The sequence below is a fragment of the Bacillus andreraoultii genome, assembly GCF_001244735.1.
Classification (GTDB): domain Bacteria; phylum Bacillota; class Bacilli; order Bacillales; family Caldibacillaceae; genus Caldifermentibacillus; species Caldifermentibacillus andreraoultii.
In genome coordinates, this window is sequence record NZ_LN868937.1 from 688,098 (window position 1) to 700,047 (window position 11,950).

General features: G+C 37.0%; 9 protein-coding genes. All 9 read left to right on the forward strand.

All coding sequences use genetic code 11. From position 1 onward, the window contains the following. Positions 1-2: 2 nt before the first annotated feature. Positions 3-2,879 (forward strand): excinuclease ABC subunit UvrA, encoded by a 2,877-nt coding sequence (gene uvrA / locus BN2144_RS08450; RefSeq protein ID WP_033827845.1) that lies wholly within the window; start codon positions 3-5, stop codon positions 2,877-2,879. Positions 2,880-3,074: 195 nt separating this feature from the next. After that, positions 3,075-4,199, forward strand: coding sequence for a DUF4097 family beta strand repeat-containing protein (locus BN2144_RS08455; protein ID WP_139017871.1), 1,125 nt, complete (start codon positions 3,075-3,077; stop codon positions 4,197-4,199). Positions 4,200-4,607: 408 nt separating this feature from the next. Then, complete coding sequence (gene hprK, locus BN2144_RS08460) at positions 4,608-5,534, forward strand: HPr(Ser) kinase/phosphatase (RefSeq protein ID WP_033827847.1); 927 nt, start codon at positions 4,608-4,610, stop codon at positions 5,532-5,534. A 540-nt stretch (positions 5,535-6,074) separates the two neighbouring features. Further along, on the forward strand, positions 6,075-6,884 hold the full coding sequence (lgt, locus tag BN2144_RS08465; protein ID WP_033827848.1) for a prolipoprotein diacylglyceryl transferase: 810 nt from the start codon (positions 6,075-6,077) through the stop codon (positions 6,882-6,884). Positions 6,885-6,972: 88 nt separating this feature from the next. Next, on the forward strand, positions 6,973-7,929 hold the full coding sequence (locus BN2144_RS08470; RefSeq protein WP_033827849.1) for a nucleoside recognition domain-containing protein: 957 nt from the start codon (positions 6,973-6,975) through the stop codon (positions 7,927-7,929). Beyond that, the gene (gene ppaX / locus BN2144_RS08475) at positions 7,913-8,560 is read left to right on the forward strand and encodes a pyrophosphatase PpaX (protein ID WP_033827850.1); all 648 of its coding nucleotides are present in this window, start codon (positions 7,913-7,915) and stop codon (positions 8,558-8,560) included. The genes BN2144_RS08470 and ppaX overlap by 17 nt, the downstream gene beginning before the upstream one ends. Position 8,561: 1 nt before the next feature. Beyond that, positions 8,562-9,080 (forward strand): acyltransferase, encoded by a 519-nt coding sequence (locus BN2144_RS08480; RefSeq protein ID WP_033827851.1) that lies wholly within the window; start codon positions 8,562-8,564, stop codon positions 9,078-9,080. 393 nt (positions 9,081-9,473) lie between these two features. Beyond that, a complete protein-coding gene (locus BN2144_RS08485; RefSeq protein ID WP_050632265.1) occupies positions 9,474-10,508 on the forward strand; it encodes a tetratricopeptide repeat protein in 1,035 nt (344 codons plus the stop codon). A gap of 90 nt (positions 10,509-10,598) precedes the next feature. Beyond that, the gene (trxB, locus tag BN2144_RS08490; protein WP_033827852.1) at positions 10,599-11,540 is read left to right on the forward strand and encodes a thioredoxin-disulfide reductase; all 942 of its coding nucleotides are present in this window, start codon (positions 10,599-10,601) and stop codon (positions 11,538-11,540) included. The last annotated feature ends 410 nt before the right edge of the window (positions 11,541-11,950 follow it).

Genomic DNA, 11,950 nt, shown 5'->3' on the forward strand with positions numbered 1-11,950 from the left:
TAATGAAAGATGAAATCATTGTAAGAGGTGCCCGGACGAATAATTTACAAAATATTGATGTCAATATTCCTCGTAATCAATTAGTTGTATTAACTGGATTATCTGGCTCGGGTAAGTCTTCTTTAGCATTTGATACAATTTACGCAGAAGGGCAACGTCGCTATGTCGAGTCTCTATCTGCTTATGCACGGCAATTTTTAGGACAAATGGATAAACCAGATGTTGATTCGATTGAAGGATTGTCACCTGCGATTTCTATTGACCAAAAGACAACAAGCCGAAACCCTCGCTCGACAGTTGGTACAGTTACTGAAATATATGACTATTTACGTTTACTTTATGCACGAATTGGGCATCCAATCTGTCCGATTCACGGTATAGAAATTACGTCGCAAACGATTCAACAAATGGTCGACCGAATATTGGAATACCCTGAACGAACTCGAATACAAGTGTTAGCCCCAGTTGTATCGGGAAGAAAAGGAGCTCACGTAAAGGTACTTGAAGATATTAAAAAACAAGGTTTCGTCCGTGTTCGTGTGAATGGGGAAATGCAAGACTTAGCTGAAGAAATTGAATTAGATAAAAATAAAAAACACTCGATAGATGTCGTTGTTGACCGAATTATTGTAAAAGACGGTGTTCAAGCACGTCTTACCGATTCGTTAGAGACAGCATTGAAATTAGGAGAAGGTCGGGTTGTGATCGATGTAATTGGTCAAGAAGAATTGCTTTTTAGTGAATTGCATGCTTGTCCATACTGTGGTTTTTCTATTGGCGAATTAGAGCCAAGAATGTTTTCATTTAATAGTCCATTTGGTGCTTGTCCTGATTGTGATGGTATCGGTTCGAAATTAGAAGTGGATCTTGATTTAGTCATTCCCGATAAGAATTTATCTTTAAAGGAAGGCGCGATTGCACCATGGGAACCGATTAGTTCACAATATTACCCACAGTTATTGCAATCTGTTTGCGAGCATTACGGGATTGATATGGACGTTCCAGTAAATGACATTCCCGAACATTTAATGGATAAAATTTTATACGGATCTGATGGTGAACTTATTCATTTTCATTATGAGAATGATTTTGGGATGATTCGGGATACGGATATTGAATTTGAAGGGGTTGTTCATAATATTGAGCGACGTTTTCGAGAATCCACGTCTGATTACACGAGAGAACAAATGGAAAAATATATGGCACAAAGTCATTGTCCAACATGTAAAGGATATCGGTTAAAAAAAGAAACGTTAGCTGTGAAAGTGAATGACCTTCATATTGGTGAAGTGACTCAATTATCGATTCAAGAGGCACTCAACTTTTTCGCTTCCCTAGAATTGAGTGAAAAAGAGCAAAATATCGCCCGATTAATTTTACGCGAAATTCATGAACGCCTTGGCTTCCTCGTAAATGTCGGATTGGACTATTTAACATTAAGTCGTTCGGCTGGAACACTTTCTGGTGGGGAGGCGCAGCGAATTCGGTTAGCAACACAAATTGGTTCGCAACTTACTGGTGTTCTTTATATATTAGATGAGCCTTCAATTGGGTTACATCAACGCGATAATGATAAATTAATTGATACGATGAAACATATGCGTGATCTTGGGAATACATTAATTGTCGTTGAGCATGATGAAGATACGATGCTTGCGGCGGATTACTTAATTGATGTTGGACCAGGTGCTGGTGTACACGGGGGGACAATTGTTTCCGCTGGTACCCCGAATGAAGTGATGCAAGATTCAAATTCATTAACAGGGCAATATTTAGCTGGGAAAAAATTTATTCCATTACCTCAAGAGCGGCGTAAAGGAAATGGACAATTCATTGAAGTTGTTGGTGGTAAAGAAAATAACTTGAAAAATATTCGAGTGAAATTCCCACTCGGTACATTTATTGCGATTACTGGTGTTTCAGGATCTGGAAAGAGTACATTAGTAAATGAAATTTTATATAAAGGATTAGCACAAAAGTTAAATCGAGCAAAGGTAAGACCTGGTAAGCATAAAGAAATTAAAGGGATTGAAAACTTAGAGAAAGTGATTGATATTGACCAGTCACCAATTGGTCGAACTCCGAGATCGAATCCAGCAACGTACACGGGTGTCTTTGATGATATTCGCGATGTGTTTGCGGCAACAAATGAAGCGAAAATTCGGGGCTACAAAAAGGGTCGATTTAGTTTTAATGTAAAAGGTGGTCGTTGTGAGGCATGTAAAGGGGATGGCATTATAAAAATTGAAATGCATTTCCTCCCTGACGTTTACGTACCATGTGAAGTTTGTCATGGACACCGTTATAACCGGGAAACGCTCGAAGTGAAATATAAAGGGAAAAATATATCTGACGTCCTTGATATGACGATTGAAGATGCATTAGAGTTTTTTACAAACATCCCAAAAATTAAACGGAAACTACAGACAATCTATGATGTTGGTCTCGGCTATATGAAACTTGGTCAACCGGCTACAACACTATCAGGTGGGGAAGCTCAACGGGTAAAACTTGCCTCTGAACTTCATCGTCGTTCGAATGGACGTAGTTTATACATTTTAGACGAACCGACAACAGGCCTTCACGTAGAAGATATCGCTCGACTATTGGATGTATTACAACGACTTGTAGATAATGGTGACACGGTCGTCGTTATTGAACATAATTTGGATGTTATAAAAGCGGCAGATTATATTGTTGACCTTGGTCCTGAAGGTGGCGATCGTGGTGGTACGGTAATCGCCAAAGGTACCCCTGAGCAAGTAGCTGAAACGGATGGATCGTACACGGGATATTATTTGAAACGAATTATTGACCGTGACCGTGAACGAATGAAAAAGATAATTCAAGAAAAAGAAGAACAAGTTATTGAACAATAGTACTTTTTAAGCTGGAAGTGAAAGAGAGATCCTCAATACATTCCGGCTTTTTTTATATTTTGGTCGAGAAAAGATGAGAAGTTTCAGCGTATGAACTGAAAAATAACTGTTCCTTGGCAAAAAGTATTGAAACTTTTTCAAATTTATTTCGTAAACAAAATAAGACGATTTGATAAGGAAAGGAATGTGAAAGCTGTGAAAGAAGAACGAAAGAAAATATTAGGAATGGTAAAGAATGGTCAAATTTCTATTGAAGAAGCTGAAAAACTATTAGAAGAACTTGAAAAAATAGAAACGGTGATAAAAGAGAACGATAACAACCAAGCAAGTGAACTCGCAGCGATTGAGGAGTTTGAATCCAGTCATAAATATAGTGATACGAATGATCAAGGAACAAACTATTCGAAGTCGTCTAATTTTGCAAAAGAAGCGAAAGAAACGTTATTTAATTTATTTGAAGGGGCTAAGAAAAAATTAAAGGAAATGGATTTAGACTTCCATCATTCTGTAAATGTATCCCATGTTTTTCAACAAAACGCCGCGGATTTTAATGATATTTTTGTCGAAATCCCAAATGGCTCCGTTCAAGTTTCGGTTTGGGATCATACCGATGTTCGAGTTGAGTGTGAAGGGAAAGTATATCGTGAAGAAGATCCAATTTCGGGAAAAGAGCGGTTTTTAAACAATATTGAATTTGTTGTAGACGAAAAGGGATTGACATTCTTATCAAAAGAGAAATTTATGAAAGTTGATACGAAAATTTACGTACCACAACGAGAGTACGCGAAAGTATATGTGAAAGTTTTTAATGGTTCAATTATGGGCGAGTCGGTAAATAGTAAGAAATTTAATGTGCAAACATCGAATGGTCAAATGCGTTTATCCGGTTGTGTTGGTGAGACAGCAGATCTAGAAACGGCAAATGGATCGATTACACTAACACAATGCGCAATCCAAAAGTTAGAGACAGAAACAGTGAACGGGAAAATAACAATTGATGGCCAATATGAAGAGGTAGAGGCAGAATCCATTAGCGGTGCCATTCATGTGTATGCGAAAGATGAAGGCTTGAAATCTGCTAAACTTTCCAGTGGTACAGGTGGCATACAAATGTATGTTGTGAAAGGTTTGCCAATGAGCGGTGAAATTAAATCGAACTTTGGTAACGTTACTGTTAATATTGAAAACTTGTACAAGATTGATGAAAGTAAAGAAATGATTCAAAAAACAATCAAGTTTGATACAACAGCCGATTTGCATAATAAAGCCTATCTTTTTGCAGAATCAAAAACAGGTTCTGTTGTTGTAAAGCATTTCTAAATTCAAAGTTTTATGTCTAAACCGAGCACTCAAAGGATTTGCAGATGAAAATATCTAATAGGTTCGTTCGAAGTCCTTCCTTTAATTGGAGGGCTTCTTTAAAAGATAAGAATTTCGCTATACCCACAGTCTGAAATCTGTGGTTTTTTAATGCGACCATACACACTCAATGACCGTTTCACCAATTTCTTTACCAATTTGGTTGTCTATAGCCCTTGTAGATGCCCATTTCATCAAACTTCTAATCGGTTTGGTCGTCTATAACACTTTTAGAAGATTCGTTCATTCATACTGGATGAATAAAAGTGATTTTTATTTGTCTCCTTTGTCTTCGTATGGAAAAATGGTAAAATGGAAAATACAGCAACACATGATTTACTAAATTAGGCTAAGTGAGGTAGTTCAATCATGTCAAAGGTCACAATAAAAGATATTTTGGATAAATTTAAGTTGGAGTTGATTAGTGGGGAAGATGGAATCCATCGTCCTGTAACAGTGAGTGATATTTCACGACCAGGTTTAGAAATGGCTGGTTTTTTTGATTATTATCCGGAAGACCGGTTACAATTATTAGGAATGACCGAACTTTCCTTCCTATCTAAGTTGAATGAAGAAGATAGAAAATTTCGGATGCAACGGCTTTGTACCGATGTGACTCCTGGAATTATTATTACTCGTGGTTTAGATGTGCCAGAGGAATTAATTGAGGCTTCTGAACGAGAAGCAGTTCCGGTTATGCGTTCACCATTAAAAACAACGCGTATGGTTAGTCAATTGACAAACTATTTAGAACTTAAGCTTGCACCAACCATTGCGATTCATGGTGTACTTGTTGATGTTTATGGTGTTGGTGTACTTATTACTGGTCAAAGCGGTGTCGGAAAAAGTGAGACTGCACTAGAGTTAGTGAAAAGGGGCCACCGTCTTGTAGCAGACGATTGTGTAGAGATTCGCCAAGAAGACCAAGATAGTCTAGTTGGGAATGCTCCTCCATTAATTGAACATTTAGTGGAAATTCGCGGACTTGGAATTATAGATGTGATGACTTTATTCGGTGCAGGAGCAATTCGTTCCTATAAACGAATTACGATGTGTATCAATTTAGAAAACTGGGATCAAACAAAACGTTATGATCGTCTAGGTTTGGATGAAGATACAATGAAAATTTTTGATGTTGAGATTCCAAAATTAACGGTACCGGTACGTCCAGGGAGAAACTTAGCCGTTATTATTGAAGTTGCAGCAATGAACTATCGGTTAAAACGGATGGGCGTCAACACGGCACAACAATTCACACAAAAATTGCAAGAAACCATTCGCGAACATGACGATTAATCGGACTGAAAAATAACTTAGGAAAGTAAATCTGAATATCTAAATATTCGAATAGCTCAATCTTACTATTCAAATTTACTTGATCTAAATCATTTTAAAATAAATAGCCGTTTGCTACAATAAAATGAACACATAACAGTTTAGCTTTATTGTAGGGGTTCCCTTACTTCTATTAGTAAGGAATGGGGCTGTCCGAAAAGGGAATATCCCAAAAAATGTGAGAATCAAGAAAGTTGATATATCAAGGTTTTGAAACATGAAAAGAGGGCATCTAGAAATCAAAAATACGACTTTCTGGACAGTCCCAATGAATATAAAATAACGAAACAATTCAGAGGGGGGCTTCAACCCCCGACTGAAATAGAGGAACTCGGGACTTGTGGCGCCACAATAGTATGACAGTCTGAGTGACCAACATCGTGTTGGCCTACAGCCTCTGGTGAACACCACGATTTTTCAGAAGAAGCTCATCTGCAGATTTAAGAAAAATTGGGCGTAAACGTGGTTTGGTGCATTTGATTATGAGGAGTTGTTGGTATTATGCTTTATGCAATTGAACCTTTAAACCCAATTGCAGTTGATTTTGGTCCGTTCACAATACGTTGGTACGGAGTCATTATCGCATTTGGTATCGTAGTCGCTTATTTATTAGCAAACCGAGAAGGAAAAAAACGGGGTTTCCCTGATGAATTATTTGCTGATCTTCTACTTTGGGCGATTCCAATTTCGATTATATGTGCGAGAATCTACTATGTTATTTTTGAATGGGAGTATTACGCATTAAATCCAATTAAAATCATTGCCATTTGGGAAGGTGGCATTGCGATTCACGGTGCACTGATTGGTGCAGTTGTTACAGCCATCGTTTTCTGTCGGAAGCGAAATATTTCTTTTTGGAAGCTAGCAGATATTGCGGCACCAAGTTTGATTATTGCTCAAGCGATTGGTCGTTGGGGAAACTTTATGAATCAAGAAGCACACGGTGGAGAAGTGACACGCCAATTTTTGGAAAATCTTCATTTACCAAATTTTATTATTGACCAAATGTATATTAAAGGTACATACTACCATCCGACCTTTTTATATGAGTCGTTATGGAATATCGTCGGATTCATCATTTTACTTCTTTTACGACGGTTAAATTTAAAACAAGGTGAAATTTTCTTATGTTATGCAATATGGTATTCGATTGGGCGATATTTTATTGAAGGATTACGGACAGATAGTTTATATTTATTCGATACAAATATCCGTGTGGCCCAGCTTATTTCCATCACCATTATTGGTGTAGCACTTATCATTGCCGTCCTAAGAAGACGGAAAAATAATGTACCTCGTTATTTAGATTAATTGGTTCGATTTTGAATCGTATTTGAACAAAGGGAATGCGCTAGACTTTCAGAGTGATTTGTTAGAGCACCAATAAAGGGGGAGTCGATTGTTGGTTGATTCTGTAAAACAAGGTCTTTTGAATGGGTTACGAACGACGTGGACTTTAGGGAAAATTATTTTTCCAATAACATTAATTGTCTCGCTTTTGCAATATACACCTATTCTACCATGGTTATTTGAAAAAGTTGCCCCATTTATGTCGATTCTCGGCCTACCAGGGGAGGCGGCAATTCCCCTCGTATTAGGAAATCTATTAAACTTGTACGCAGCAATCGGTGGGATTTTGACATTAGAGCTAACGGTGAAAGAAGTCTTTATTATTGCCATCATGTTAAGTTTTTCTCATAATCTCTTAATTGAAACAAGTGTAGCTTTAAAATCTGGTGTGAAATTATGGGTCATTTTAGCAGTGCGTATTGGTTTAGCGATATTGGCAGCAATTGTCATGAACCTCTTATGGCAAGGTGGGGGAGAAATCGCAAAATATGGGCTTGTTTCTGCAAGTGAAACGTCTCCAGTTGGGATAGGGGCTATTTTTTTAACGGGTCTACAAAAAGCTATATTAGGGATACTTCAGTTAGCAATGATTGTCATACCACTTATGATTGCAATCCAAATTTTAAAAGACTTGAAGTGGCTTGATATGTTCACGAAATGGATGGGTCCTGTGACACGTGTCCTTGGTATGAAGGAAAATACTGCATTAGTTTTGACAGCTGGACTTGTATTTGGCCTCGCATATGGTGCAGGGGTGCTTTTGCAGGCGGTAAAGGAAGATGGTGTTTCGAAAAAAGATACAACATTGGCTTTTATTTTCCTTGTTGCTTGTCATGCTGTTGTTGAAGATACATTAATTTTTGTCCCACTAGGTATACCGGTATTACCATTATTCCTCATTCGACTTTGTACAGCAATTATACTTACTTTAATTGTAGGGAGAATTTGGAACCGTGTAGAGACTATTGTGAAAAGAAAGGAAATGCATTATGAAACAAAATATTGATACGATTCTATTTGATTTAGATGGAACATTAGTAAACACATACGAACTCATTTTGCAGTCTTTTCTTCATACATTTGAGCATTTTGGCTTTCATCAATTCAAAAGAGAAGACTGTTATAAGTTTATTGGACCTACATTAATCGAATCTTTTTCTTCCATTGCACCGGATCAGGCAGAGGCGATGGTTGACTATTATAGAAAATTTAATAAAAGCCACCATGATGAGTTAGTTCAGGAATTCCCAGGCGTAAATGAGGCTATTCATACACTTTCAGAACAAGGGACGAAATTAGCTGTTGTTTCAACAAAAATGCGAGATACTGTATTAAAAGGATTAGAAAAGACGAATCTTCGTTCATATTTTCCAGTTGTCATTACATTAGACGATGTGGAAAAGGCAAAACCAGATCCAGAACCACTATATAAAGCAATGAACATGTTACATGCAAATCCTGAAAAGACGTTGATGGTGGGAGATTCGTACCACGACATTCAAGGAGCAAAAAATGCCGGTGTTGGTTCTGTAGGTGTAACTTGGACGATTCAAGGGGAAGACTATTTAAAGAAATATAACCCAGATTACTTAATTGGTGATATGAGGGAGTTATTGTCAATTGTTGGAGTGAAGTAATATGCGACGGACGACTCGTTACCCAGTTAAAGAGGCAAATTCTTTATGGCAAATCTATAAGACTGTTTCGTTTTGGAAGGTACTAAAAAATACCGTTGTCATCCTAATTGCTCGTTACACTCCATTTGTTTCTTGGAAATTATGGATGTACCGAAAATTATTAAAGATGAAAGTAGGCGATCGCACTGCTTTTGCCTTAATGGTTGTCCCAGATATTATGTTCCCGGAAAAAATAACGGTAGGTAAAAACTCAATCATTGGTTACAACACAACAATTTTAGCCCATGAATATTTAATCGATGAATATCGTTTAGGGGAAGTAAAGATTGGTAATGAGGTTATGATTGGTGCGAACTCAACCATTTTACCTGGAGTTGAAATTGGTGATCGTGCCGTCGTTTCTGCGGGAACTCTAGTACATCGCGATGTTCCACCAGGTTCACTCGTTGGCGGAAATCCAATGCGAGTGATTTATACGAAGGAAGAAATGGAAAGAAGAAAACAACGTCCAGAATCGTAAATAAAATTTTTCGATCATGTTCATGTATGTATGCCCAGGCATATCCAGTATAAGAAAACGAATTGATATTCGAATTACTGGAAGCTGGGCTTTTATCTGTTTTCTTGTAAATTTCTTTGTGAAAGATATTATGATACAATACTTTTATGATAAAATGTTCATTGTGTCTATTTTTTAACTAATAGGAAAGTATTAATTTTCCATTCTTACTTTCCAATACGCATAAGCGCATAAGGAAAGCTCGAGCAGCATTGCATCGCACCCGAAAAAAACTTTTTCGGCGAACTACAGCTCTTGGTTGCCTAAAGGCTCTAGCGTCTCTGAGTTTTCTTTACCGTATAAAAAGACCGGATACTTTTTTTATAACATCATGATTTGTATGGAGGATGTTCTGTGAGTAAAAATATAAGTAATGAACGAATTGGGGAGAATGTATTAGTTTTTAATCCCTCGGGTGAATTCTATTTTACGAAAGGGCTCGTTGCCTTTGAAAGAAACGATTTAGCAAAAGCAAAAAAATATTTAACCCGTGCCCATCACATTGAACCGAATGAGCCAATCATTGCTTGTCAGCTTGCGATTATACTTGCTGAATTAGGTGATTACGAAACTTCAAATAAAATTTTATATAAAGTCATTTCCGAAATTGACCCTAATATGTATGAATGTCACTATTTTTTAGCAAATAATTATGCATATATGGGGAAAAATGCAGAAGCGAAAGAGCACGTGAAACTGTATTTAAAATATGTTCCAAATGGGGAGTATACAAATGATGCGCAAGATTTGTTAGAAATTATTTCTTTAGAAGCACAAGATATTAAAAGCACTTGTCTATTCCACGACCAAATTGATTATGAAGATGAGCTCATTGAAAAACAGGAACGATCCAGAAGACTATTGGAAAATGGAGAATTGGAAGAAGCGACTCCACTATTGGAGCAAATGATTGTCGAATATCCGAGTTTTTGGCCTGCCTTCAATAATTTAGCCCTAGCTTATTTTTATCAAGGAAAATATAGTAAAGCTTTCGATATATTGAATCAAGTGCTTGCTGAAAATCCAGGAAATCTTCATGCATTATGTAACTTAGCAGTTCTTCACTCTCATTTAGGGAAAGATGTAGAGCCATTTTTGGATTTGTTAAAAAAGGTTTATCCGATTTCTGTTGATCATCGCTATAAATTAGGTGTGACTTTATTAATTTTGGAACAATTTGAGTTAGGTTATAAATGGTTGAAGAAGCTGATTCATGACAGTATTCAAGTGGAGAGCACGTTCTATTATTGGTTTTCACTTGCAGCTTATAAAGTAGGAAAAAGAAATGTAGCTGAAAAAGCGTGGAAAAGATTATTAAAGGAACACCCTGAAAAGGAAGGCCATGAACCGTGGAATATGGAAGAGGCAAAACCAATTTTTACAAAATAGGTAATAATCGTCGCCCGCGTCTCAAACGAAGCGGATTACTTGAACGAATCGAAATTTGATTGTACATTTTAATTAAGAGGAGTGTGAAAAATGACAGAAGAAAAAATATATGATGTCATCATTATTGGTGCCGGACCTGCTGGATTAACGGCAGCTGTTTATGCATCTCGCGCTAATTTATCAACATTGATGATTGAACGTGGTGTACCAGGCGGCCAAATGATGAATACCGAAGAAGTAGAAAACTACCCTGGCTATGAATCCATTATAGGCCCGGATTTATCGAATAAAATGTTTGAACATGCAAAAAAGTTCGGTGCTGAATATGCGTATGGTGATATTAAAGAAGTGATTGACGGAAAAGAATATAAAGTCATTAAAGCGGGCACGAAAGAATATAAAGCGAGAACAATTATTATTGCGACAGGGGCAGAATATAAAAAACTCGGCGTACAAGGTGAAAATGAACTTGGTGGTCGTGGTGTATCTTATTGTGCTGTCTGTGACGGAGCGTTTTTCAAAAATAAACAATTAGTAGTTGTAGGCGGAGGGGACTCTGCTGTAGAAGAAGGAGTATACTTAACACGGTTTGCAGAAAAAGTAACGATTGTCCATCGTCGCGATGAGTTACGTGCTCAAAAGATTCTTCAAGAGCGGGCTTTCTCTAATGAGAAAGTTGACTTTATTTGGAATCATACAGTAAAACAAATAAATGGAAAAGATGGCAAAGTTGGTAGTGTAACACTTGTTTCAACCGTGGACGGATCCGAACAGGAATTTCCTTGTGATGGTGTGTTTATTTATATCGGTATGGTACCATTAACGAAACCATTTGAAGGCTTAGGTATTTTAAATGAAAATGGTTATATTGTAACGAATGAACAAATGGAGACAAGTGTTCCTGGCATTTTCGCAGCTGGTGATGTCCGTGAAAAACAACTTCGTCAAATTGTAACAGCAACAGGCGACGGAAGTATTGCAGCTCAAAGTGCACAAAATTATATCGAAAAATTAATTGACGAGTTAAAGTAAATACTCCGAATACGTATGAATAATAAGCCATTAAAAAGTAATAGCGGCTTAATGCGGTTGTAACACGTATGAAATATAGATAGCGTATTATAAGAATAAGAAGAAATTGACCCCCTTTTAAATAAAGTTTTTTGAGTACGGGAATAGCCTGTACTCTTTTTTTTGTTTATAGGACATTTGTATGTGGGACATTGGGTACATGTAAAGAGCGAATAATCGTGGTAATCTGTTCTGTAGACATAATAGGTTACTCCCCTTTGTGATAAAATTAACGATTATCGGAATAAGCCATCTATGTGTTGTGTTTTAAAAAAAATTATAGTACGAATATAATAAAGGGTAATTCCTTTCCAAAAATCGACAAATTGGTGACATTTACGTTTTAACGGTATAACACATTAGCAGAAAGT

Bases quoted from the DNA above. Each gene is read 5' to 3' on its own strand.
- uvrA (WP_033827845.1), top strand. From the start codon at position 3: ATGAAAGATGAAATCATTGTAAGAGGTGCCCGGACGAATAATTTACAA.
- hprK (WP_033827847.1), top strand. From the start codon at position 4,608: ATGTCAAAGGTCACAATAAAAGATATTTTGGATAAATTTAAGTTGGAG.
- lgt (WP_033827848.1), top strand. From the start codon at position 6,075: ATGCTTTATGCAATTGAACCTTTAAACCCAATTGCAGTTGATTTTGGT.
- ppaX (WP_033827850.1), top strand. From the start codon at position 7,913: ATGAAACAAAATATTGATACGATTCTATTTGATTTAGATGGAACATTA.
- BN2144_RS08480 (WP_033827851.1), top strand. From the start codon at position 8,562: ATGCGACGGACGACTCGTTACCCAGTTAAAGAGGCAAATTCTTTATGG.
- trxB (WP_033827852.1), top strand. From the start codon at position 10,599: ATGACAGAAGAAAAAATATATGATGTCATCATTATTGGTGCCGGACCT.